Source organism: Mycolicibacter algericus DSM 45454 (genome assembly GCF_002086455.1).
Taxonomy (GTDB): Bacteria; Actinomycetota; Actinomycetes; order Mycobacteriales; family Mycobacteriaceae; genus Mycobacterium; species Mycobacterium algericum.
The window spans coordinates 1-1,690 of sequence record NZ_MVHC01000072.1 but is presented as its reverse complement, the minus strand read 5'-3'; the positions used below and the strand labels follow the sequence as shown (position 1 = coordinate 1,690).

At 68.3% G+C, this 1,690-nt stretch carries 1 protein-coding gene; it reads left to right on the top strand.

The genetic code is table 11. The features are described from left to right. Window positions 1–1,690, top strand: a 1,690-nt coding sequence (locus tag BST10_RS22105; protein WP_133054473.1) for a type I polyketide synthase, incomplete at both ends; no start/stop codon positions are given.

Sequence of the window (1,690 nt, the reverse complement as noted above, 5' to 3'; positions counted from 1 at the left end):
GCGAGGGTGCCGGGGTGGTGGTGCTCAAGCGGCTCTCGGATGCCCAGCGTGATGGTGATCGGGTGTTGGCGGTGGTGCGGGGTTCGGCGGTGAATCAGGATGGGCCGTCGTCGGGTCAGACGGTGCCGTCGGGTCCGGCGCAGCAGAAGGTGGTGCGGGCGGCGTTGGCGGCGTCGCGGTTGTCGCCGGCCGATATTGATTATGTGGAGGCGCACGGGACCGGGACGGCGCTGGGTGATCCGATCGAGTTGGATGCGTTGGCGGCGGTGTTCGGTGAGCGGGGTGCGGCGGCGCCGTTGGTGTTGGGGTCGGTCAAGACCAACCTCGGTCACCTGGAGTCGGCTGCCGGTGTCGCGGGTTTCATCAAGACGGTGTTGGCGGTGCAGCACGGGTTCATTCCGCGGCATTTGAATTTTTCGGCGTTGACGCCGAATGCCGGTGTGGGGGCGTCGAAGTTTCAGGTTGCGGCGCAGGCGATGGAGTGGCCGGCGGTGTCGCGTCCGCGTCGGGCGGGGGTGTCGTCGTTCGGGGTGTCGGGCACCAATGCGCATGTGGTGGTCGAGCAGGCGCCGGTGTCGGAGTCGGTGTCGCCGGTTGCCGAGCCGGTGGTGAGTACGTTGCTGGTTTCGGGGAAGTCGCCGGCGCGGATTGCGGCCACGGCCGGGGTGCTGGCCGACTGGCTGGCCGGCGATGGCGCCGACGTACCGCTGACCGATGTCGCCCACACGCTCAACCACCACCGGACGCGCCATCAGAAGTTCGCCACCGTCGCCGCCCGGGACCACCGACAGGCCATCGCCGGTCTGAGCGCGCTGGCCGCCGGAGAGTCCGCACCCGGCGTCGTCGAGCCGGCAACGGTGCTGCCCGGGCCCGGTACGGTGTTCGTGTTCTCCGGGCAGGGTTCGCATTGGGCGGGGATGGGTCGGCGGTTGTTGGTCGATGAGCCGGTGTTTGCGGCGGCGATTGATGAGTTGGAGCCGGATTTTGTTGCGCAGGTGGGTTTTTCGCTGCGGGATGTGATCGCCTCGGGTGCTGAGATTTCCGGTGATGCGCAGGTGCAGCCGGTGATCATGGGCTTGCAGGTGGCGTTGGCGGCGTTGTGGCGTTCCTATGGTGTGGAACCGGATGCGGTGGTGGGGCATTCGATGGGGGAGGTGTCTGCGGCGGTGGTGGCCGGGGCGCTGACGCCGCAGCAGGGGTTGCGGGTGATCGCGGCGCGGTCGGTCTTGATGTCGCGGCAGGCCGGTGCCGGGGCGGTGGCGTTGTTGGAACTGGATGGCGCGGCGGCGCAGGAGTTGTTGGCGGGTTATCCGCAGGTTGAGGTGGCCGGGTACTTGTCGCCGCGGCAGACGGTGGTGGCGGGTTTGCCGGCCGAGGTGGATGAGGTGATCGCGGCGGTGGCCGGCCGGGAGCGGTTTGCGCGGCGGGTCAATATGGAGGTGGCCTCGCATACCGCGTTCATGGATCCGATCCTGGCTGAGTTGCGGGCGGAGTTGGCGGATCTGGTTGCGTCGGCCCCGCGGATTCCGTTCTTTTCCACGGTGGTTGATCCGGCCGGGCCGGTTCCAGTGCTCGATGCCGACTATTGGGTCGCCAATGTGCGTCAACCGGCGTTGGTCGCCCAGGCCATCACCGCCGCGGCACGCGAGCACGGCATCTTCATCGAGATCAGCCCCCACCCGCTACTGAC